General features: G+C 34.3%; 22 protein-coding genes. 13 read left to right on the forward strand and 9 right to left on the reverse strand.

The window, feature by feature from the left end:
• Window positions 1–166: 166 nt before the first annotated feature.
• From R2Q59_RS08455 to R2Q59_RS08465, 3 genes are all read right to left on the reverse strand, one after another.
• A complete protein-coding gene (locus R2Q59_RS08455) occupies window positions 167–1,342 on the reverse strand; it encodes a putative sugar nucleotidyl transferase (RefSeq protein WP_316785158.1) in 1,176 nt (391 codons plus the stop codon).
• A gap of 69 nt (window positions 1,343–1,411) precedes the next feature.
• Window positions 1,412–1,660 (reverse strand): type B 50S ribosomal protein L31, encoded by a 249-nt coding sequence (locus tag R2Q59_RS08460; protein WP_113653318.1) that lies wholly within the window; start codon window positions 1,658–1,660, stop codon window positions 1,412–1,414.
• 285 nt (window positions 1,661–1,945) lie between these two features.
• Window positions 1,946–2,572, reverse strand: coding sequence for a hypothetical protein (locus R2Q59_RS08465; protein WP_316767816.1), 627 nt, complete (start codon window positions 2,570–2,572; stop codon window positions 1,946–1,948).
• 188 nt (window positions 2,573–2,760) lie between these two features.
• Here R2Q59_RS08465 and R2Q59_RS08470 point away from each other — a divergent pair, with 188 nt between their 5' ends.
• A complete protein-coding gene (locus R2Q59_RS08470) occupies window positions 2,761–4,380 on the forward strand; it encodes an amidase (protein WP_316785160.1) in 1,620 nt (539 codons plus the stop codon).
• Between the two features lie 108 nt (window positions 4,381–4,488).
• On the opposite strand, the gene R2Q59_RS08475 is transcribed toward R2Q59_RS08470, so the two are convergent.
• Entirely contained in the window at window positions 4,489–4,776 is a 288-nt protein-coding gene (locus tag R2Q59_RS08475; protein ID WP_316767819.1) for a hypothetical protein, read from the reverse strand.
• Window positions 4,777–4,873: 97 nt separating this feature from the next.
• Entirely contained in the window at window positions 4,874–5,281 is a 408-nt protein-coding gene (gene mce, locus R2Q59_RS08480) for a methylmalonyl-CoA epimerase (protein WP_316785162.1), read from the reverse strand.
• 121 nt (window positions 5,282–5,402) lie between these two features.
• Between mce and R2Q59_RS08485 the strand changes: the two genes are divergently transcribed.
• The 8 genes from R2Q59_RS08485 to R2Q59_RS08520 all read left to right on the forward strand — a co-directional run bounded on the left by R2Q59_RS08485 (window position 5,403) and on the right by R2Q59_RS08520 (window position 12,969).
• Window positions 5,403–6,614: an IscS subfamily cysteine desulfurase gene (locus R2Q59_RS08485; RefSeq protein ID WP_316767824.1), complete on the forward strand. Its 1,212-nt coding sequence runs from the start codon at window positions 5,403–5,405 to the stop codon at window positions 6,612–6,614.
• A 118-nt stretch (window positions 6,615–6,732) separates the two neighbouring features.
• Window positions 6,733–7,146 (forward strand): Fe-S cluster assembly scaffold IscU, encoded by a 414-nt coding sequence (gene iscU, locus R2Q59_RS08490; protein ID WP_131554107.1) that lies wholly within the window; start codon window positions 6,733–6,735, stop codon window positions 7,144–7,146.
• Window positions 7,147–7,231: 85 nt separating this feature from the next.
• On the forward strand, window positions 7,232–7,558 hold the full coding sequence (locus R2Q59_RS08495; protein ID WP_316767825.1) for a HesB/IscA family protein: 327 nt from the start codon (window positions 7,232–7,234) through the stop codon (window positions 7,556–7,558).
• 332 nt (window positions 7,559–7,890) lie between these two features.
• Window positions 7,891–9,798, forward strand: coding sequence for a long-chain fatty acid--CoA ligase (locus R2Q59_RS08500; RefSeq protein ID WP_316785164.1), 1,908 nt, complete (start codon window positions 7,891–7,893; stop codon window positions 9,796–9,798).
• Window positions 9,799–9,895: 97 nt separating this feature from the next.
• A complete protein-coding gene (locus R2Q59_RS08505) occupies window positions 9,896–10,189 on the forward strand; it encodes a type II toxin-antitoxin system HigB family toxin (RefSeq protein WP_316767828.1) in 294 nt (97 codons plus the stop codon).
• 3 nt (window positions 10,190–10,192) lie between these two features.
• Complete coding sequence (locus tag R2Q59_RS08510) at window positions 10,193–10,549, forward strand: type II toxin-antitoxin system HigA family antitoxin (protein WP_316767830.1); 357 nt, start codon at window positions 10,193–10,195, stop codon at window positions 10,547–10,549.
• Window positions 10,550–10,878: 329 nt separating this feature from the next.
• The gene (lysS, locus tag R2Q59_RS08515) at window positions 10,879–12,588 is read left to right on the forward strand and encodes a lysine--tRNA ligase (protein ID WP_316785166.1); all 1,710 of its coding nucleotides are present in this window, start codon (window positions 10,879–10,881) and stop codon (window positions 12,586–12,588) included.
• A 171-nt stretch (window positions 12,589–12,759) separates the two neighbouring features.
• Complete coding sequence (locus R2Q59_RS08520) at window positions 12,760–12,969, forward strand: hypothetical protein (RefSeq protein ID WP_131554111.1); 210 nt, start codon at window positions 12,760–12,762, stop codon at window positions 12,967–12,969.
• A gap of 128 nt (window positions 12,970–13,097) precedes the next feature.
• On the opposite strand, the gene R2Q59_RS08525 is transcribed toward R2Q59_RS08520, so the two are convergent.
• Window positions 13,098–13,640: a DUF2892 domain-containing protein gene (locus R2Q59_RS08525; RefSeq protein ID WP_316767835.1), complete on the reverse strand. Its 543-nt coding sequence runs from the start codon at window positions 13,638–13,640 to the stop codon at window positions 13,098–13,100.
• 154 nt (window positions 13,641–13,794) lie between these two features.
• Between R2Q59_RS08525 and R2Q59_RS08530 the strand changes: the two genes are divergently transcribed.
• Window positions 13,795–14,349: a thioredoxin family protein gene (locus R2Q59_RS08530; protein ID WP_316767836.1), complete on the forward strand. Its 555-nt coding sequence runs from the start codon at window positions 13,795–13,797 to the stop codon at window positions 14,347–14,349.
• A 1-nt stretch (window position 14,350) separates the two neighbouring features.
• Complete coding sequence (gene ung / locus R2Q59_RS08535) at window positions 14,351–15,037, forward strand: uracil-DNA glycosylase (RefSeq protein WP_316785168.1); 687 nt, start codon at window positions 14,351–14,353, stop codon at window positions 15,035–15,037.
• Between the two features lie 38 nt (window positions 15,038–15,075).
• Here ung and R2Q59_RS08540 read toward each other — a convergent pair whose 3' ends face one another.
• Complete coding sequence (locus tag R2Q59_RS08540; RefSeq protein WP_055133732.1) at window positions 15,076–15,546, reverse strand: Lrp/AsnC family transcriptional regulator; 471 nt, start codon at window positions 15,544–15,546, stop codon at window positions 15,076–15,078.
• Between the two features lie 137 nt (window positions 15,547–15,683).
• Here R2Q59_RS08540 and R2Q59_RS08545 point away from each other — a divergent pair, with 137 nt between their 5' ends.
• Both R2Q59_RS08545 and R2Q59_RS08550 read left to right on the forward strand, forming a co-directional pair.
• Window positions 15,684–16,334, forward strand: coding sequence for a metal-dependent transcriptional regulator (locus R2Q59_RS08545; RefSeq protein ID WP_316767841.1), 651 nt, complete (start codon window positions 15,684–15,686; stop codon window positions 16,332–16,334).
• 1 nt (window position 16,335) lies between these two features.
• Window positions 16,336–18,192: an Nramp family divalent metal transporter gene (locus R2Q59_RS08550; RefSeq protein ID WP_316785170.1), complete on the forward strand. Its 1,857-nt coding sequence runs from the start codon at window positions 16,336–16,338 to the stop codon at window positions 18,190–18,192.
• Here the strand turns inward: R2Q59_RS08550 and R2Q59_RS08555 are convergent.
• Both R2Q59_RS08555 and R2Q59_RS08560 read right to left on the reverse strand, forming a co-directional pair.
• Window positions 18,189–18,641, reverse strand: coding sequence for a thioredoxin family protein (locus tag R2Q59_RS08555; protein WP_316785172.1), 453 nt, complete (start codon window positions 18,639–18,641; stop codon window positions 18,189–18,191). The two genes, R2Q59_RS08550 and R2Q59_RS08555, sit on opposite strands and share 4 nt — an antisense overlap.
• A gap of 2 nt (window positions 18,642–18,643) precedes the next feature.
• The gene (locus tag R2Q59_RS08560; RefSeq protein ID WP_316785174.1) at window positions 18,644–20,926 is read right to left on the reverse strand and encodes a TonB-dependent receptor domain-containing protein; all 2,283 of its coding nucleotides are present in this window, start codon (window positions 20,924–20,926) and stop codon (window positions 18,644–18,646) included.
• Window positions 20,927–20,968: the final 42 nt, after the last annotated feature.

A 20,968-nucleotide genomic window follows, 5' to 3' on the forward strand; every position in this document is an offset into this window, starting at 1 on the left:
AATGTTTTAAGGTTGAAACGTTGTAAGGTTATATTACCAAAACTACATTTCTACCAATAATTTCTATTTTATATTGTTTGTTAGTCGTTTTCCGTTGTTCGTCTTTCGTCCTAAACCCCTAAACTCTAACAACTCCCCAACTCACCAACTTTCCAACTTCTCTCTCTTAAAAATGCCTCAAAGCTTTTGTTCTCTCAAATACCTCGGTTAACATCGCTACCTCAATATCATCCAATTCCATTCCTCTTCTATTATAAACCAATTTAGCGGTCGCTAACATTTTATTTAAGGTATACACTTCAAAACCATTTGCGCCACCCCAAGCGAAATCTGGGATAAAATTACGAGGGAAACCAGCGCCAAAAACATTTGCGCTTACACCTGCAACTGTTCCCGTATTAAACATGGTATTGATACCACATTTAGCATGATCAGCCATGATTAAACCGCAGAACTGCAAACCTGTTTTACGGAAACTTTCATTCTCATAATCCCACAATTTAACCTCAGCATAATTATTTTTTAGGTTAGAGTTATTGGTATCAGCGCCTATGTTACACCATTGTCCCATAACCGAATTACCTAAATAACCTTCATGACCTTTAGAAGAGTAACCCCAAATTACTGCATTATTGATTTCGCCACCAACCCTACTATGAGGGCCAATTGTAGTTTGAGGGTAAATTTTAGCGCCCATTTTAACAGAAGACCCTTCGCATAAAGCAAAAGATCCTCTAATGAAACATCCCTCCCAAACCTGACTATTTTTACCTAAATAAATTGGTCCTTGTAAACTATTAAATGTTGCACATTCTGCTGTTGCCCCTTCTTCTACAAAAATATTATCTCCTAAAAAAACATTGGTACTACTTAGCGTAGCCGATGTTTTGCCTTTTGTTAGTAATTTAAAGTCTTCCTTTATTTCTAAATCATTAGATTTAAAGATGTCTTCAGGAAATTTTAACTGTACATATGGTTCATCAAAGAAAACCTTTTCAAAACCCTTAATTTTATCAACCTCAAAGCTAAACGCCGCTTCCTCTAATCTTAAGGCAATTAGCAAATCATCAGCATACAGTGCTTGAGCAGCCTTTAAATTTGAAACAACATCAATCAATGCTTCATTAGGGCAAATAGCACCATTAATAAACAAATCAGCCTGTTTTGCTGTGAATTTTGCAGAAAGGTAATCTTGAGTTTGAAAGCCGAAATCAGTGTTTAATTGTTTAGCCCATTTTTCTGCGATGGTTAAAATTCCTACGCGTAAATCGGCCACAGGCCTTGTGAAAGTAAGTGGTCTGAGCGAGCGCCAAGACGTATCATCAAATAGATTGATTGCCATAAGCAACAAAAATAAAAAAAGTCCCGAGCAATGCACGGGACTTTCGATATTTTTCTGCTTTCGCTGAAATTATTTCTTTGCGTAACGAGTTTTGAATTTATCGATACGACCTGCTGTATCAACCAATTTCATTTTACCAGTGTAAAAAGGGTGAGAAGTATGAGAAATCTCTAATTTATACAATGGATACTCATTTCCATCTTCCCATTTGATAGTTTCTTTAGTCTCAACACAAGATTTAGTTAAAAACTGATACTCGTTAGACATATCTTTAAATACTACAAATCTGTAGCTTGATGGATGCAAATCTTTTTTCATTTGAATATTATTTAAGTTATTTATACTGAAACTTTCAAGAACCTAATTGCAATTTGCTGGCAACAATGCTTATGACGTTTCTGATTGTCTTTTCTATCTCTATTTTAGAGGATGCAAATATCATTATTTTTATTTTTAAATACAAATGGTATTTAGATTTTTTGCTTAAGAATTGAAGTTTTGTTTTGTATGGTTAATTAAATATTAAAAAATGTCCTCCAGATAACTGAAACCTTAATGTTAAACAACAGAATAATCCATATTATGATTTGCTCACGACACTGGTCAGAAGCGTTGGTAATAATTAATTTCTAAAAACTTACGAAATGCTGTTGCTTCATTATTTTTAACTTCTATTTTTTTTAAGACTCCAGCCACCTTTATTTTTTCTAAGGGTAATTTATCTTTACCATGGTAATGGGCAATCAAAAAAGTTTCAGAAGAATAGTCATCCTTTATTTCATAGATATCATATTGATCAATAATGGGAATGGGAATGAATGTTGTTACCTTACCAGTAGAAATTGGAATGAGAATTATACCCTTAAACTCTGATTTCGAATCCTTTATTATTGGCACTCCAGTAATAATGGTATTTACAGATAATACGCCTCGCTCCTCAGCCTCTGAAGCCATTAATTCCAAGGCCTTGTACTTCAAGAAATCTCTTCTTAATCGATCATCTAACTTAGCAATAACCTCAATTTGATCTTCCTTAGTTAACTGAGATAAAGAAAGTTCTAAAAATAAAATCAATTTTTGCCTCTCATTAAATAACCCAGCCACCTTAGATAATTCGGCTACATTAATTTCACCATCGGCTGCTTTTGTAAAAAGGTTATAAAACCTACCACCATTGTCTAATAATGATAATGCTTCCGAAACGTTGTGATAAGGTATAATTTGTTGCATCTCTAAATTTTAGGAATAGATAAAATTAATTAAGGTTTGTTACAACCCATAATAATAATTTGGTTGTTTACTATTTAATGAAATCTAAAGGAACCGCTTTAGTCTTTTTCCTTTTCTGAACACCATACCTTACTGACTTTCGGACTTCTCCCCTTTTCTCACTATATTTAGGTTTCAATCAACCTTCAATGAACAGAAGAAACTTTATCAAAAACGGTGCAGCAGCTAGTATTATCTCCACATTCGGCATGGGATCTGCAAATGCGTTAATACCTCAAGCTATTGTTACCGGTGATAATAGCTATGCAGACAACTTCAATTTAAACGAAGCTACGGTTACACAACTGCAAATAATGATGGAAAGTGGTAAGCTAAGCGCCAAGTCATTGGCAAAAACGTACTTGAAAAGAATTCAGGAGATTGATAAGGCTGGTCCGAAATTAAATGCAGTGATTGAATTAAACCCAGATGCATTGGCTATTGCAAGTGAAATGGATGCCGAAAGAAAGGCAGGAAAAGTTCGTGGACCTATGCATGGCATTCCTGTTTTAATTAAGGACAACATTAATACCGGAGATCAAATGCAAACAACAGCTGGTTCATTGGCTTTGGCTGGTAATATCGCATCGGCGGATGCCTTTATCATTAAACAATTACGTGCGGCTGGAGCAGTTATTTTAGGAAAGACGAATTTAAGCGAGTGGGCAAACTTCCGTTCTAACAGGCCTTGTAGTGGTTGGAGCAGCAGAGGCGGACAAACAAAAAACCCTTACATATTGGATAGAAGTCCGAGTGGTTCGAGTTCAGGATCAGGATCAGCGGTATCGGCTAATCTATGTGCTGTTGCCATTGGCACAGAAACAAATGGGTCTATCATTGCTCCTTCTAGTTATAATGGCATTGTAGGATTAAAACCAACCGTAGGTTTATTAAGTAGAAGTGGCATTATTCCTATTTCTTTTACGCAAGATACAGCCGGACCAATGACTAGAAATGTAACTGATACTGCAATTTTATTAGGTGCCTTAATAGGAATAGATGCAGCAGATCAAGTAACTAAAACAAGTGAGGGTAAAACCTATTTAGATTATACCCAATTTTTAAAAGCAGATGCACTGAAAGGGAAGAGAATCGGATTTGAAAAGTCGTTTTTAAATGGTCACGAAGGTGTGGTTGGTTTATATAAAGCAGCAATTGAAAAATTTAAGGAGCTTGGCGCTGAAGTTATAGAGATAGAGCTACAAAAAGAAATGCGTACCATTAATGCAAGTGTTTTACAGCCCGAATTTAAAGCAGGTGTAAATGCTTATTTAGCAACTGCTAACGCTAAAGTTAAAACCTTAAGTGATGTTATTGCTTTTAATAAAGCAAACGAAAGTACTGCTATGCCTTATTTTAAGCAGGAAAACCTAGAGAATAGTGACAAAGCTCCTGATTTAAATAGTACTGCCTACAAGGAAGCCCTAGCGAAAGTTAATTCAGCTAAAAAAATCATCAACGATTTAATGGAAAAAAATCAATTAGATGCTATTGCAGGCACCAGTTATGGTATTCCATCACTAATTGATCTTTTTAATGGTGATTCGGGAGGTGGTTTCTATTTTGCATCCCCAGCTGCTATGGCAGGCTTCCCTCATATTACCGTTCCAATGGGGAGAATTTATGAACTTCCAGTAGGTTTATCCATTTTTGCAAGTGCTTATCAAGAGCCAGTTATTTTGGGCATTGCTTATGCTTTCGAACAGGCTACTAAACACAGAGCAGCACCGAAATTCATTAAGAATTCTAATTTTTCATCGGGAGTTTAATATAATGGAAAAGGGAAAATGTAAGATGGAAAAGGGATCAAACCCCTCGACCTTTGAGGTTCAGCTATTCGTTCCATCTTACATTTCACATCTTACATTTTACCTGCCTTAATTACTATATTTTTTCCAAGTTTCCACTTTCGCTTTTTGTCTTTCTATGTAGGCATCAGCAATAATTTCTGCTGTGCTTTTACCTTCTGTATTTTCTAATAAATCTTTCAGTTTATATTGGTCTACATCAGCACGATATAAAACCTGTAGTAATTTCGGAAAATCGTCCTCTACCAAATATTCGAATGTTTTAATTAATACTTCACGAAGATGAGCTTCGCTAATGTTTTCAGGAACATCGAAGTGTTTAGAGATTAATTTAAGTAAAGAGGTAGTATCAGTCATTTTTGTAATTTGTTGTTCATTAGTTCATTGGTATCATTATTTCAAAAACATCAAACCCATTCTATTTCCACACGCTACAAATGAACCAATGAACCAACTATACCCACTTAATCTCCTGGCAAAGCTCTATTAAAACCCCATTTGCATCTTTAGGATGCACAAAACAAACCATTTTGTTATCTGCTCCTTTTTTTGGCGCATCGTTTAGCAAGGTAAAACCTTCATTCTTTAACCTTTCCATTTCTTCTAAAATATCATCAACCAAAAAAGCAATATGATGAATGCCCTCTCCTTTTTTCTCCAAAAACTTAGCAATCGGGCTGTCGGGAGAAGTAGCTTCTAATAATTCGACTTTATTTTCTCCAGGCTTTAAAAAGGCCGTGTTCACATATTCAGACGCAACTAGCTCAGTTTTATAACAATCTGTATTGAGCAAACGTTGATAAATGTCTATGGAATTAGTCAAGTTTTTTACGGCAATGCCGATATGTTCAATCTTATTCATGGTAGCTATGGTTATGTGAATGTAAAAATGCGAGTTTTAACTATATGTTCATAGCTATAATCTATTATTGTTAGGAAACTTTTTTTGTATCTTTGTGTATTAATAAGAACAAAAATATATAATGGAACTTCCGATTTACTTAGATAACAATGCTACCACACCTCTAGATCCTAGAGTATTAGAAGCGATGTTGCCATATTTTACCACCAAATTTGGTAATGCAGCAAGCCGTAACCACCCTTTCGGCTGGGTAGCCGAAGAAGGTGTTGATTATGCTCGTGAGCAGGTGGCAAAATTAATTGGTTGTACTGAAAAAGAAATCATATTTACCTCTGGTGCTACAGAAGCTGATAATTTAGGTATTAAAGGTGTTTTTGAGATGTACTCAGAAAAAGGTAATCACATTATTACTGCAACAACAGAACATAAAGCAGTTTTAGATACTTGTAAACACTTAGAGAAACAAGGTGCAAGAGTTACTTATTTAAAGGTTAAAGAAGACGGTTTAATTGACTTAGCTGAATTAGAAGCTGCAATGACACCAGAAACAATTTTAGTAACCATCATGTATGGTAACAACGAAATTGGAGTAATTCAGCCTATAAAAGAAATTGCTGCAATTGCACATAAACACGGAGCTTTATTTTTTACTGATGCTACACAGGCAGTTGGTAAAATTCCGGTAGATGTAAATGCAGATGGAATTGACTTAATGGCTTTCAGCGCACATAAAATGTACGGACCAAAAGGTGTTGGTGCATTATATGTACGTAGAAAAAACCCAAGGGTTAAAGTTACTTCACAAATGGATGGTGGTGGCCACGAGCGTGGTATGCGTTCTGGAACATTAAACGTACCTGGTATTGTAGGTTTAGGTAAGGCTTGTGAGCTTTGCAGACTAGAAATGGATGAAGAAGCTAAACGTTTATCCACTTTGCGTGATAAATTAGAAACATCTTTAACTACAATGGAAGAAAGTTATGTAAATGGTAACACACAACATCGTTTACCACATGTAGCTAACATCTCTTTCAAATATGTAGAGGGTGAAGGCTTAATGATGGCAATGAAAGATTTAGCTGTATCTTCTGGATCAGCTTGTACTTCAGCTTCATTAGAACCATCTTACGTATTAAAGAGTTTAGGTTTATCAGATGATTTAGCACACTCTTCTATCCGTTTCGGATTAGGTCGTTTTACTACCGAAGAAGAAGTTGATTACGCAATAGAGAATACAAAAAAAGCAGTTAACCACTTAAGAGACCTTTCTCCACTTTGGGAAATGTTTAAAGAAGGAATTGACTTGAGTAAAATCGAGTGGGCGGAACACTAAGAGAGTTTGAAGATTGGAGTTAAGAGTTTGGAGTTAAGTCCACTCACAACTCTCAACTAATAACTCACAACTAATTTACATATTCATCTCCGCAAGGAGATTTAAAGAAAATAAAGACATGGCATATTCAGAAAAAGTAATGGAACACTATACCAACCCACGTAACGTTGGTACATTAAATAAAGACAGCAAATCTGTTGGTACAGGTTTAGTTGGCGCTCCTGAGTGTGGAGACGTAATGCGTTTACAAATTGAAGTAGATGCTAACAATGTAATTACTGATGCTAAATTTAAAACATTTGGTTGTGGTTCGGCAATTGCTTCTTCTTCTTTAGCTACTGAGTGGTTAAAAGGAAAAACAATTGATGAGGCTTTAACTATCGACAATATGGATATTGTTGAAGAATTAGCATTACCACCAGTAAAAATTCACTGTTCTGTTTTAGCAGAAGATGCAATTAAATCAGCAATTAACGATTACCGCGTTAAAAATGGTTTAGAAGCATTTGAATTGGCTAAATCACACCACTAACCAGATGTGAGATATTAGATATGAGATATGAGTTTTAAGCTCCCAGTCTCAAATCTCAAATCTCACTTCTCAAATCTTTACTACAATGATAACGATAACCGATAAAGCAAAAAGCAAAATAGACCACCTAATGCAGGATTCTGAGATGGGTTCTGATTACTTTTTACGCGTTTCTGTAAAAGGAGGTGGTTGCTCTGGTTTGTCTTATAATTTAGATTTTGATAACGAAGAGCAAAAAGGCGATCAATTTTTTGAAGATCGTGGTATCAGGATAGCCTTAGACATGAAGTCATTTTTATACCTAGCAGGTACAGAACTTGATTTTACTGACGGCTTAAATGGTAAAGGATTTGCCTTCAATAACCCTAACGCTAGTCGCTCATGTGGCTGTGGCGAAAGTTTTTCTGTTTAATAACAATTATTAAATTTCCTAGAGGGTCTCGAATTTCGGGACCTTTTTTGGTTTTAGCGGTTTTACCACCTAAGACTTCTTCGAAAATCTAAGAATATTGTGAATGAGCTAAACTGCTCTAAGATTTCTTAGATGTTAATTATACAGTTGAGCCTTGACTTGCTCCTTTTACTTTCTGACTCTCGGACTTTCCTGACTTTCGGACTTTCGGACTCCTTACATCTTACATTTTCCATCTTTTTACGTATTTTTGTAATCCGCTTTACTTTAGGCTTGTAGGTTTAGCGCAAAACATTTATCATTGTTTAAGAAACACACCAAATATTTAATACATGGTATCCTTTAACGAATTCTCTACGGTTCCTAGTTTATTACGCAACGTAGTAGAAAACATCCATAAACCTGAAGAGACATTCTTAATTCATAAAAAAAATACAACTTGGGAAGAAATTTCTTTCAAAGACACTCTACTAAGAGCTGATGCGATTTCTGCATTCTTTCTAGAAAAAGGAATTGCCAAAGGCGATAGATTGGGTTTAATGATAGAAAACTCCCCTGAATATGTTTATTTCGATCAAGGTATTCAGCAGATTGGCGCTATCAATACATCAATTTATCCAACCTTATCAGAACACGAAGTAGAATATATTATCAATGATTCTGGAATTAAAGCTATTCTAATTGGTAATCCATTTTTGTTCAAGAAGATTTTAAAGATATCGGCCAATTGCCAAGAACTAAAATACATCATTCCGGCTTTTGCAGGTTATGAAAAAGTGGCTATCCCAGAAGCTAACAAAGCTGAAATTATCGCTTTTACTACGTTATTGGAAAAAACGGTAAGCAAGGAAGAGCAACACTTGATTAACCAAAGAAGAAGAGAGGTTTTACCTGCAGATGTATCTTCCTTAATTTATACATCGGGAACTACAGGAACTCCAAAGGGCGTAATGTTAACCCACAATAATTTTGTAGAAAATGTAAATGTGTGTTTGCAACAGATCCCTGTGATTGATGAAACGGAAACTTTCCTTTCTTTTTTACCACTTTCGCACGTGTTTGAGCGCACCGCCACTTACCATGTATGTTGCGCACAAGGTTGTAAAATCGCTTTTGCACAGAGCTTAGAATTATTAGCTAAAAACATGGGTGAAGTAAGGCCAACAGTGATGTCTTGCGTTCCACGTTTGTTAGAGCGTATTCACGATAAAGCAATTAAGTCTGGAACAGCAGGTGGCGGAACAAAAGCTAAAATATTTACTTGGGCTTTGACAACAGGGAATGATTATCGCGTTAAAAAAGAAGCAGGTAAAAACCCAGGCTTAATTTTAGGCGCTAAAAAAGCAATTGCAGAGAAATTAGTGTTCAGTAAAATCAAAGAAAAAACTGGTGGTCGCTTAAAGTTTATGATTTCTGGTGGTGCTGCCCTACCTAAAAATGTGGGTGAGTTTTTTGGTGATTTAGGAATTAAAATTTTAGAAGGTTTTGGATTAACAGAAACTTCGCCGGTAATGTCGGTTACAGAATATCACAGACAAGTTTATGGCACAGTTGGTCGTGTAATACCAGGCATTGAAGTAGGTATCCAGAACTACGACACCAAGGAAATATTAACCATCCAAACACATGATAGTTTCAATGAAGATTTCCAAAGTGAGGAAGGTGAATTAATTGTTCGCGGTCACTGTGTAATGAAAGGCTACTTTAACAAACCTGCAGAAACAGCTGAAGCAATTGATAGAGATAAATGGTTTCATACGGGTGACATTGCCCGTTTTTATAAAGGGAATCTACAAATCACAGATAGGTTAAAGAACATGATTGTGAATGCTTATGGCAAAAATGTTTATCCCACACCCGTGGAGAACATTTATTTAAAAAGCCCTAAGATTGAACAATTGTTCTTAATTGGCGATAAACGTGAGTTCATTACTGCTATTATTATTCCGAATAGGGAAACTTTACAGGAGACTTTTAATTTAAAGGAATCATTCTTCCAAGAAGGTGGAGATTTTATTGAAAATCCAGAGATTAAAGAGTGGTTTGAGAAAGACATCAAAAAGATTTCTAATGAATTAGCAAAGTTCGAGCGTATCAAAAACTTCAAAATAAAGCGTAATCCATTTAGTATGGAAGAAGGTGAAATTACCCCTACAATGAAGGTTAAACGCCGGGTTGTTGAGAAAAAATACGCTGATGCGATTAACGCGATGTATGAAGAAGGTGTTGAGGCGGAATAGCCGATATCTTAAAATCCTTCAATAATTTATATAATTCAATCTCCCTATAAATTTTTTTCCCAAATTGGGAACTTTTATTTACCTTTGAATTAATAACTTGAGAATAATTGCTAAAAAGACCCTTAGAGAATTTTGGAATAAACATCCAGATTGTGAAGAACAATTAAAATCTTGGTATCAGGAAACTGAAAATTCAGAATGGCTTAGTCCAAATGATATTAAAAAAGATTACCCTTCTGCTAGTATATTGGGAGATAACAGAATTGTTTTTAACATTAAAGGAAACCATTATCGAATAATTATCAAGATTAACTATGATTATCAAATGATTTGGATAAGGTTTGTAGGCACTCACTCTGAGTATGATAGAATAAATGCTAATAAAATTTAAACAATGAATATTAAACCTATAAAAAACGAAATTGATTACGAACAAGCTTTAACTAGACTTGAGGTAATTTTCGATGCAAAAAAAGGTTCTCCACAAGGTGATGAACTTGAGATATTAGGAATATTGATTGAAAAATATGAAAATGAGCACTTCCCAATAGATTTACCTGACCCAATTGAAGCGATTAAATTTAGAATGGAGCAAATGGGTTATAATCAAACGGATTTAGCAAAAGTTGTAGGACTAAAAAGTAGAGCTAGCGAAATTTTAAATAGAAAACGAAAACTATCTTTAGAAATGATTAGACAACTACATGAGAGCCTAAAAATACCCACTGATGTTTTAATACAAGCTTATTAAACGAATTATCTTTTAAACACTTCATTTTGTTTGCGTTGTACTATTGGTTGATAGTTTAAGCAATCATAATTTAACAGGAAATAATTATATCTCATTTTTTAGCACAGCATAAAAGCAACCTAGGTATCTAGCACAAGCTTTCGTTTTATAAACGGGATAGCAGCGAAAATCCTTTTATCATACTGAGCATAGCGAAGGATAAAAGATTGCAGCGCATAGCCCGACCAACTTTAATAGTTGCAGTCATTTGCTTTTCAAATCATTTAATAAGATAAGCTCATGTCCCTCAATGACGGAAGAATTTATTACTTTTGCACAAAATACTATAAATGAGTACAGGATTATCAGAACAGGAATTATTACGTCGCGATTCGTTAAAACAACTTCGCGAATTGGGCATCAACCCATATCCTGCAGAAGCTTATGAAATAAATGCCAATGCAGCAGACATTTTAGCGAACTACGAAAAAGATAAAACAGCATATAAGACCATCAGCCTTGCTGGAAGAATAATGGGACGTAACATCATGGGTGCAGCTTCTTTTGCTGAATTACAGGATGCAACTGGCCGTATTCAAATCTATTTAAAACGTGATGAGCTTTGTCCTGGTGATGATAAGACGCTTTACAATACTGTATTTAAGAAATTATTAGACATAGGTGATTTCATCGGAATTGAGGGTTATATATTTACTACTCAAACCGGAGAAATATCTATCCACGTTACTAAATTTACTGTACTTTCTAAATCTTTACGTCCCTTACCTATAGTAAAACGTGATGATGAAGGAAACGTTTATGACGGCTTTACCAATCCTGAATTACGTTACAGAATGCGTTATGTGGATTTAACGGTTAACCCAGATTATAAACAAATCTTCATTAATCGCTCTAAAGTGATTAACACGATGCGTAATTACTTTGACAATCAAGGCTGGATGGAAGTAGAAACTCCAATCCTACAGGCGGTTCATGGCGGTGCAGCTGCTCGTCCGTTTGCAACACATCATAATACTTTAGATATGCCATTATTCCTTCGTATTGCGAATGAATTATATTTAAAAAGGTTAATTGTTGCAGGTTTTGATGGTGTTTATGAGTTCGGTAAAATGTTCAGAAATGAAGGTATGGACCGTACACACAACCCAGAGTTTACCGCAATGGAAATCTATGTAGCTTATAAAGACTATATCTGGATGATGGCCATGGTAGAAGAATGTTTAGAGAAAATTGCTACTGCTATTCACGGACAACCAGTTGTTAAAGTTGGCGAACATGAAATTAATTTCGGTGGACCATACGAGAAATTAACGATGTATGAGTCGATAGAAAAATATACAGGCATTGATGTTTCTGCCATGAGTGAAGCTGAAATTGCTGCTGAATGTAAAAAATTGGGCATTGAAATAGATGATTCGATGGGCAGAGGTAAATTAATCGATGAATTATTCAGCGAAAAAGTTGAAGCAAATTTAATTCAGCCAACTTACATTACCGACTATCCTTTGGAGATGACTCCATTAGCTAAAAAACACCGTAGCAAAGATGGTTTGGTAGAACGTTTTGAGTTATTTGTAAATGGTAAAGAAATTGCCAATGCTTACTCTGAATTAAACGACCCAATTGACCAAAAAGAACGCTTTGAAGAGCAATTGAAATTAGCTGCCAGAGGCGATGATGAGGCTATGGCAATGGATGATGATTTTGTTCGTGCTTTAGAATATGGTATGCCTCCTACTTCGGGATTAGGTATTGGGATAGATCGTTTGGTAATGCTAATGACTAATCAATCTACCATTCAGGAAGTATTGTTCTTCCCGCAGATGCGCCCCGAGAAGAAGAAAATTGAGCTTACAACTGAAGAAACAGAATTATTTAACTTAGTTAAAGAAGATGAGCAATATCTGTTAACTGATATTAAGGCAAAATTGACTGATTGGAGCAACAAAAAATGGGATACAACTTTAAAGGGCTTAACCGGAAAAGCAATTTTAAAAGTTACAAAAACAGATGATGGTTTGTTTTTATCGCGTAAATAGTTAGCGTCTTCTAACGATGGATTAGTCATCCGATGAATATGTAGTGTTGCAAATATTCATCGGATGACTAGCTTACAAGTGTTAACATAATCATAACAAAAACTTAAAGCCTTGTTGTATAAATATACGACAAGGCTTCTTTAATTTTAGGCAGTTGAAAATAAGTATGTTATGAATAGCACTAGCCTAGAAATTACCGAAAAAGAATATTGCATTAAGCTGAGTAAAGAAACATTCGACCTTTCTTTAATCCGTCAGTTAATTAAACGCATACAAGCAGAAGAATTATTTTTCAGTCGTAAAAATGACTTTGAGGAAGATTTAATCAGTAGAAGTTCATCAGAATTTGAAGAGAACTTTGATAGATTGGATGATAAATAAGAAATAGACCGAAAGTCGGGAAGCCCGAAAGAAAAGTCACTTAGAAAATAAATAGATTCAAAAATCCGCAAACCAAAGGTTATATATCCAAACCTCTGAGTTGCGGACTTTTCCGACTTTCGGACTAATTAACGGCTATAACGAACCTGTTGTTGTTTGTCCATCATCCCCATCTGATCTTTCATTTGTTTGATTTGATCAGCTAATAATTTTTGTTTATCTGCTTTTTTAGCTTCTTGCAGGTATCTATTTGCTTCTAGTTTATTTCTTTTACCCATTGCAATTCCTGCCAAACTTAATTTAGCCAAGGCAATGTTATGGTCCATGTGTAAACCCAAGTTTAACGCAGCCTTGAAATACTTTTCAGATTTCATTGGTGCTTTTCTAGATTCGATTAATCCAATTAACAAGTTATAATAACCGTGTTGAACTCTATTTAGTTCCTTCTCATAGTTTTTAATTCTTCCTAAAAACTGCTCGGCCTTTGGCATATTATCTTTACGTAAATACCATTGAGCGATTAACATATTTTCGTTGTAGAAATAAGTAATAAAAATGAATATGCTTAAAAAGACTAAAAGGATTCCCCAGCCCCAAAAGCCGAAGATAAAAAGTGCAACTGCTGCACCAACAAAAGCAAAGCCTATAATTAGGCGTATTAGATTTGGCATAGAATTATAATATTTGTGCAAATATCGTGTTTATATACCAAAAAATAGATTTAAAATTTATAATTTCATCAAATATTACAATTGAAAATAAATGACTTTTTTAAAAGTTAAACTATTTATATGTTGTATCGTCTTACCTTGAAATTATATTTACATGAAGAACTTACTTACTAGTCTAATCTTATTATTTGCCATGAATGCAAGTGCACAAGAGTTAAATAAAAAAATTGAAGATCCAAATAGACATAAACAAGTCATGTTAAACCTGTGTACAAGGGAAGGAATTACTTCATTCCCTGAATTTAAAGAAAGTTATGACCCTAACTATGCTGCTTACAAACCAGATTCTACTGCATTCGCAGATTTATCTAAACTTATAAAAGGTAAAAAAATTACGATTGTTTTGGGCACATGGTGTGGAGATAGTAAATATCAAGTTCCTCATTTTTTAAAAATAATGGACGGTCTTAAAATTGATGAAGATAAAATAACCATTATTGGAGTAGACGGAGCCAAACACGCTGAAAATGGTTTAATTGATAGCTTAAAAATCACAAATGTTCCAACATTCATCTTCTTCGATAAAAAAGGAAAAGAAGTTGGCCGCATTACTGAGCATCCAAAAGAAACGTTAGAAAAGGATATGCTTAAAATTTTGGCAGTAACCAAGAAAACTAAGGCAGCAAAAACAGAAACAAAAACCAAGTAATATGGCTGCTACATTAGAACCTGGATGGTTAAATGTGTTAAGCAATGAACTTGAGAAACCTTACATGAAGACCCTTAAATCCTTTTTGCTAGAAGAAAAGCAGAAAGGATTTGTTGTTTATCCTAAAGGGGTTGATATATTCAATGCATTTAACCATACACCTTTCGACAAAGTTAAAGTTGTTATTTTAGGTCAAGATCCATATCATGGGCAAGGGCAAGCTCATGGACTTTCTTTTTCTGTTCAAAAAGGAATTACAGTTCCACCTTCTTTAAAAAATATGTATAAGGAGCTGGCAGAAGAATTCCCAGATTTCAAGATACCTAATCACGGTGATTTAACTGCTTGGGCAGACCAAGGAGTTTTATTATTAAATGCAACCTTAACAGTTCGTGCCAATGAAGCTGGCTCGCATCAGAAACAAGGCTGGGAAATATTTACTGATTATGTTATCTCGCAGTTATCTGCCCAAAAAACTGGATTGGTATTCTTGCTTTGGGGCAGATTTGCGCAGCAAAAAGAAAGCTTAATAGATACGGGCAAACATTTTGTATTGAAGGCTGCACACCCCTCTCCTTTTTCTGCTTATAATGGTTTTTTCGGTTCAAACCATTTTAAGATGACTAATGAAATTTTAGAAAAAGAAGGGTTGAAAGGGATTAATTGGCAGATAGACCCCAATCCCTAAAGGAGCTTTATACTATCCCCTTTAGGGGTTGGGGGTTCTTAATACTCCAATGGCACAATAGGCTCTTTCTTGGTAGTAGACATGATCATCATCGTTTGGAATGTTTTAACCACAGAAATCTTGCTAATTTTATCCATGATCAAGCGCTCATATGCTTTGATGTCGTTTACATAAACTTTCAATAAAAAGTCTGCCTGACCAGTTACGTGGTGGCATTCAGTAATTTCATTGATTTGGTTAACTTCATCCAAAAATATTTGAATGGTATTGTTTTTATGAAAGTCTAATTGAACTTGAATAAAGGTTTTAATACCCAATCCTAATTTTTCTTCATCAACTAAGGCGTGGTAACTTTTAATATAACCAGACATCTCCAATTTACGAACACGTTCCAAAGTTGGTGCAGGTGATAGGCCAATTTCTTGCGATAAAAGTAAATTGGTTATTCTACCATTCTCTTGAAGCAGTTTTAAAATTTTAAAATCGGTTTTATCTAGTTCAGTTGCCATAAAATTTGATTTGATGTTCAAAGGTAGTATACTAATGCAATCTAGCCAAATATTATTCTAAAAAATTTAATATTAAATACTTTTTATTTTACAAAATACTTTTAGATTTGGCTAAATTTAAAATTAGATAAACAAAAATGCAATCCTATACTGAAGAGAATTACCTTAAAATAATCTATCATTTGTCGGTTATTAGTAATCCGGTTCAAACTAATGCTATTGCCGAGAAGATTCAAACTAAGGCTGCCTCGGTTACAGATATGCTAAAAAAGTTATCTGATAAGGAATTGGTAGATTATGTAAAATACCAAGGTGTTACCTTAACGGAAAAGGGAAAACTTGCTGCAATAAATATTGTTAGGAAACATAGGCTATGGGAAGTTTTTTTAGTAGAAAAATTAAATTTTAAATGGGATGAAGTGCATGATGTAGCTGAGGAATTGGAACACATTAAATCAACTTTGTTAGTAGAAAGATTAGACGAGTTCTTAGAATTCCCTAAAGTAGACCCTCATGGTGATCCTATACCAGATCAACACGGAAATTTTGCAGCAATTGCTTTTGTTAAACTAAATAAGCTTAAAGTAAACGACAAGGGCACTATAACAGGAGTTAGCGAGCATTCCTCTCCTTTTCTAAAACACTTAGAAAAATTAGGGTTGACATTAGGAAAAAAAATAGAAGTTTCAGAAATCATAGATTTTGATGGTTCTGTAGAATTATTAATTGATGGAAATAAATTGAACATTAGTAGAGAAGTGGCAAAACACATATTAATTAGCAAATAAGATGGAGAAACAATCGCTAAGCGAGGTACATAAAAGTGTTGCCACAAACAAAAGAACTGGCTGGAAAAGGATTTTAGCCTTCATTGGCCCTGCGTATTTAGTAAGTGTAGGTTATATGGACCCAGGAAACTGGGCAACGGATATAGCTGGTGGTAGTAAATTTGGATATCAGCTGATTTGGATTTTGCTAATGTCTAACTTGATTGCGCTCCTACTACAATCATTAAGTGCCAGATTAGGAATTGTTAGAGGTTTAGACTTAGCACAGGCATCAAGAAATGCTTATCCAAAATGGGTTAATTTCCCGATGTTCATACTTGCACAAACTGCCATTATCGCTTGCGACTTAGCCGAGATTATTGGTATGGCAATAGGATTAAATCTATTGTTTGGTTTACCATTAATTTGGGGAGTTTCCATTACCATTTTCGATACAGTTATTTTGCTTTTCTTGTTAAACAAAGGAATGCGAAAAATGGAAGCCTTTATAGTTTCTATGGTATTTATTGTAGGTGTTTCGTTTCTTATAGAAATGTTTATTGTTGAGCCATCCTTAAAAGAAATTGCTAAAGGATTTAAGCCATCAATGCTTTCTGGAGAAGCTTTGTATATTGCCATTGGTATAATTGGAGCCACTGTAATGCCCCATAATTTATATCTACATTCTTCATTGGTACAAACTAGAAAGTTTGAACGAGACAATAAAGGAATCAAGGAAGCAATTAAATTCAATTTTATTGATACCGCAGTAGCTCTAAATCTGGCCTTTTTAGTAAACGCTGCCATTCTAATTTTAGCTGCTGCTGCATTTTTTACAAATGGATTTAATAATGTTGCAGAAATACAAGATGCACATAAACTGTTAAGCAATATTTTTGGAGATATTGCTCCTGCTTTATTTGCCATCGCATTAATAGCTGCCGGACAAAGTTCTACAGTAACTGGGACCTTAGCTGGGCAAATTATCATGGAAGGCCACTTAAACCTAAGGATTCAGCCTTGGTTAAGGAGGTTGATAACACGTTTATTGGCTATTATCCCTGCTTTTTGTACCATATTATTTTTTGGTGAGGATGCACTTGGCGGACTTTTAATATTAAGTCAGGTGGTATTAAGTTTACAATTAGGTTTTGCGATTATTCCGTTAATTCACCTAACCTCTGATAAAAAAGAGATGAAAGATTTTACCATTAAAACTTGGGTTAAGGTTTTAGCTTGGATGAGTGCTGTGGTAATTGTAAGTCTAAATATTAAATTAGTGATTGAAGAAATTACTGGTTGGATAGCAGAGGCTGATGGTTGGTATATTTATGTGATTGTGATACCGCTAGCCATATTAATAGGACTATTGTTGGTTTACATTTTCTTATATCCACTTTTAAGCAAGAAACAAAGGATTGGAAATGTGCCACATGGGAATGCATTAGCGATTGAAAAAGTAGAAAAAATCAATTACAAAAAAATTGGCATCACTGTAGATTTCTCTAAAAATGACAGGAATACCATCCGCCATGCGTTAATTCAAGGAGGAAAAGATGCGCATTATTATTTAATACACGTTGTGGAAACTGCAGCAGCGAGATATCATGGGCAAACAACAATGGACCATGAAACACAAACAGATACTGAAAACTTAGAAAAATATAGATCAAACTTATTAGACCTTGGTTATGAATCAAGTGCGCATATAGGATTTGGTGGAACGGCAAAAGCTATAGCTGAAATTACTAAACAAAATCATTTAGAATTGTTGGTAATGGGCGCACATGGACATAAGGGTTTAAAGGATTTGATATTTGGAACAACGGTAGATTCAGTGAGACATAAAGTTAATATACCGGTTTTAATTGTCCGTTAAGGCTTATTAATAAAATAGTTAAACACTTTAACTAAGCTAATTGCAGTTATAAATCCTTTATTTTGATAAAGAATTTCATTATCCTTATTTAATACATAGATTGATGGGAAAGTTAGCTTTTGCTTATTGGCTAACATTATTGCAATTTCATGAAAACCTAAACTAGGGTTAAATAAAAATTGATGGTTTTGGTAAACAACTGGCGTTTGATCTTCAGCATTTAACTTAACAAAATAATAATGCTTGTTTAAGTACTTAACAACATTTGGCTCTGTAAAAACAGTTTGTTCCATTGCCTTGCAGTAGCTGCACCAATTTACACTAACAAATACTATTATATTTTTCTTTTCTATTTTTTGAAGCCTATCTAATTGATTAAAGCTGTAGCTCTTTTGCGCTTTACCGAGTAAAGAACTAACCATCAATAATGCAATCAACAAGTATTTCATCACTATTTGATATTAAGCCTCACACCTAAGAAACCTCTTATACCTTGGTTTGGAGCATACACATAACTAGGATCGAAAGTTAAACCATAAGGATTCTCAGGTGTAACCAAAACTTGTCCGTTCTGACCAAACTGTACATTCTTATCAAATGGGTCATTTGAACGAGCAATTATAAATGGTGTTCCTTTATTTGGCGTAAAATTAAGTAAGTTTTTCACACCTCCATAAATCTCTATATCCTTTATCCCATCATAAACTAACTGAATATTCTGTATTGTCCATATTGGAGAAAACTGCCTACGTGGGTCTAAATCACTTAACAAAGGCAAACGCATTGGACTGTAAATATTTCCTGTATAATCTATACCAAGATGGAGTTTATTTATTTTATAGGATACTGCCCAAGTTCCTGAAAACTTTTCTGTTAAAATCTGTTGTTGTTTTATGCTATTCTCAATAACGCTAACATCCTGGTAAGTAGAACCTAAAGTTAATTTTAAGCCTGAACTAAAAGCCATATCAAGATTTGCAGTTAAACCCTTACTTACTGCATAACCATTGAGATTATCGTAAATAATTTGATTTGGATTAGAATCATAATCCCCAATAATTCTATTATTGAAGTATGTATAAAAAGCAGATAAATCTATTCCTAAGAACGAGCCGCTTTTTAGGTATACCTTTTTTAGAAAGTTTAAGTTAAGGTTATAAGTACGTTCAGGTCTCAATTCATCATTAATTACAACATCCCTGGCTCCTGTTAGTGCAGCGTGATCTTCAGTAAAAATATTAACAACCCTAAAACCTGTTCCAGCATTTAATCTAATTATATTTTTATCATTTATGCTCCATTTATAGGCAAATCTTGGTGTAAATATATTGCCATGAATAGAGTTGTAATCATATCTCAGCCCTGCTAAAACCGAATTTTTTTTATTTAATTTAATTTCATCCTGTACAAACAAACCTGGTAAAAGTGTCTTTTCTGGAGCATTTATTTGATTTAAAATATCGTTAGATGCTGTTGCCGGAGTATTATCATCATAAAAAGTATACCTAAAAGCAGCTCCAAAAAGCAAATCATTGTTCCCTATTTTTTTATCCCAAGTTAACTGAGAGAATGCTATTTGTTGTTTGGCAATATAAGAAGTGATACCATACCTACTATCTTGATCATGGTTAGTTAATGAAAAAGCCAAAAACATTTTTTCTCTAATTGGAAGTTGATAGTTTCCAATCAGCTCTATTCTTTTGGTGTAAATACTTTCTCCATAAACCTGATCGCCACCTCTAAAAAATTTATTCCAATTCATTTCTCCGCCCCATCTATCTTCATACAAATATCTTCCTGCAATAGAAAAAAGCCTATTTTCTTTTCTGGTGATATTCCATTTTTGGAAAACTGAAACTCTATCTTGTAAAGTTACATCGGTAAATCCATCATGGTTATGATCAACTTTGTTAGCGTATTTAAAATAGTTAACACCTGTTAAAAAGGATATTTTCGGACTTAGATTCACTTTAAAACCAATGTCCATATTGTATTCTTTATAGTCAGTTACCATAAAATCGGCAGAAAACAATGATGCATTCTGCACCTTTTTTGTTATGATATTAATTAAACCCCCTACGGCTTCACTTCCATATAATGAAGAAGCTGGACCTTTTACCACTTCAATTCTTTCTACTAACGCATTTGGTATTCCAGACAAACCGTAAACAGTAGAAAGGCTGCTTACAATCGGCATTCCATCAATTAAAACCATAGTGTATGGCCCTTCTAAACCATTAATATGGATATCTCCTGTATTACAAATATTGCAATTGAGTTGTGGGCGTACTCCATTTACATTTTGTAAAGCATCAAAAATACTTGGGGTTGGATTTTTCTTAAAAAACTGTGCTGTGTAAATTTCTACAGGAACTGGGCTTTCTAGTCTATTCACTTCCTTTTGAGTTCCGGTAATCACAACCTCATTTAGTTTCTCATCTAATGATTGTAATTCTATTTTAGATAATGAGGTATCAGATTTTATATCAATTTTAAGATTGACAGTTTTAAAACCTATGGAACTAATTTTTAAATTATAAACAGCTGGTTTGAGGTTAGTAAACCTAAAACTTCCTAAACTGTCAGTAAATACCGTAACCTTTAAATCTATAATAGATACTGAAATCCTATTGGAAGAGGCATCTGAAGACACAACTCCTTCCAACTTATATTGTTGAGCATTAACATTTTGAAATAAAAATAAAGCTATTATTAGTGTAAGGATTTTTTGCATCTTGATAAATTAGTCTTACAAAAATATAAATTTAGATTAATC

Origin of the sequence: Pedobacter frigiditerrae, from assembly GCF_032678705.1 — a bacterium.
GTDB classification, from domain to species: Bacteria; Bacteroidota; Bacteroidia; order Sphingobacteriales; family Sphingobacteriaceae; genus Pedobacter; species Pedobacter frigiditerrae_A.

Excerpts from the sequence above, each read along its gene's own strand:
- R2Q59_RS08455 (WP_316785158.1), bottom strand. The coding sequence starts at position 1,342 with ATGGCAATCAATCTATTTGATGATACGTCTTGGCGCTCGCTCAGACCA.
- R2Q59_RS08460 (WP_113653318.1), bottom strand. The coding sequence starts at position 1,660 with ATGAAAAAAGATTTGCATCCATCAAGCTACAGATTTGTAGTATTTAAA.
- R2Q59_RS08465 (WP_316767816.1), bottom strand. The coding sequence starts at position 2,572 with ATGCAACAAATTATACCTTATCACAACGTTTCGGAAGCATTATCATTA.
- R2Q59_RS08470 (WP_316785160.1), top strand. The coding sequence starts at position 2,761 with ATGAACAGAAGAAACTTTATCAAAAACGGTGCAGCAGCTAGTATTATC.
- R2Q59_RS08475 (WP_316767819.1), bottom strand. The coding sequence starts at position 4,776 with ATGACTGATACTACCTCTTTACTTAAATTAATCTCTAAACACTTCGAT.
- mce (WP_316785162.1), bottom strand. The coding sequence starts at position 5,281 with ATGAATAAGATTGAACATATCGGCATTGCCGTAAAAAACTTGACTAAT.
- R2Q59_RS08485 (WP_316767824.1), top strand. The coding sequence starts at position 5,403 with ATGGAACTTCCGATTTACTTAGATAACAATGCTACCACACCTCTAGAT.
- iscU (WP_131554107.1), top strand. The coding sequence starts at position 6,733 with ATGGCATATTCAGAAAAAGTAATGGAACACTATACCAACCCACGTAAC.
- R2Q59_RS08495 (WP_316767825.1), top strand. The coding sequence starts at position 7,232 with ATGATAACGATAACCGATAAAGCAAAAAGCAAAATAGACCACCTAATG.
- R2Q59_RS08500 (WP_316785164.1), top strand. The coding sequence starts at position 7,891 with ATGGTATCCTTTAACGAATTCTCTACGGTTCCTAGTTTATTACGCAAC.
- R2Q59_RS08510 (WP_316767830.1), top strand. The coding sequence starts at position 10,193 with ATGAATATTAAACCTATAAAAAACGAAATTGATTACGAACAAGCTTTA.
- lysS (WP_316785166.1), top strand. The coding sequence starts at position 10,879 with ATGAGTACAGGATTATCAGAACAGGAATTATTACGTCGCGATTCGTTA.
- R2Q59_RS08520 (WP_131554111.1), top strand. The coding sequence starts at position 12,760 with ATGAATAGCACTAGCCTAGAAATTACCGAAAAAGAATATTGCATTAAG.
- R2Q59_RS08525 (WP_316767835.1), bottom strand. The coding sequence starts at position 13,640 with ATGCCAAATCTAATACGCCTAATTATAGGCTTTGCTTTTGTTGGTGCA.
- R2Q59_RS08530 (WP_316767836.1), top strand. The coding sequence starts at position 13,795 with ATGAAGAACTTACTTACTAGTCTAATCTTATTATTTGCCATGAATGCA.
- ung (WP_316785168.1), top strand. The coding sequence starts at position 14,351 with ATGGCTGCTACATTAGAACCTGGATGGTTAAATGTGTTAAGCAATGAA.
- R2Q59_RS08540 (WP_055133732.1), bottom strand. The coding sequence starts at position 15,546 with ATGGCAACTGAACTAGATAAAACCGATTTTAAAATTTTAAAACTGCTT.
- R2Q59_RS08545 (WP_316767841.1), top strand. The coding sequence starts at position 15,684 with ATGCAATCCTATACTGAAGAGAATTACCTTAAAATAATCTATCATTTG.
- R2Q59_RS08550 (WP_316785170.1), top strand. The coding sequence starts at position 16,336 with ATGGAGAAACAATCGCTAAGCGAGGTACATAAAAGTGTTGCCACAAAC.
- R2Q59_RS08555 (WP_316785172.1), bottom strand. The coding sequence starts at position 18,641 with ATGAAATACTTGTTGATTGCATTATTGATGGTTAGTTCTTTACTCGGT.
- R2Q59_RS08560 (WP_316785174.1), bottom strand. The coding sequence starts at position 20,926 with ATGCAAAAAATCCTTACACTAATAATAGCTTTATTTTTATTTCAAAAT.